The following is a 284-nucleotide window of genomic DNA, read 5'->3' on the forward strand; positions in this document are numbered from 1 at the left end:
TAGCCACAAGGGCAACAGGAAATTTGACTGAAGCCGATTACGATAAGCTATTGCCCCTGCTGAACAACATAGTGGAGAAACATAAAAAAATTCGCTGGTATTTTGAAATGGAGGGTTTTGAAGGATGGAAACCAAAAGCCTTTTGGGAAGATTTGAAATTCGATGTCCAACATGCCAACAAATTTGAAAAAGTGGCCATGGTAGGGGATGAAAAATGGGAAGATTGGATGACGGATTTGATGAAACCTTTTACCTCTGCCGAAGTAAAATTTTTTGAAATAAAC

General features: G+C 38.7%; 1 protein-coding gene. It reads left to right on the forward strand.

Annotated elements, in window-relative coordinates; all coding sequences use genetic code 11:
- Window positions 1–284 (forward strand): SpoIIAA family protein (locus tag HC176_RS19275; RefSeq protein WP_167920578.1); only part of this gene is annotated, 284 nt, incomplete at both ends.

Source organism: Tamlana crocina (genome assembly GCF_012037625.1).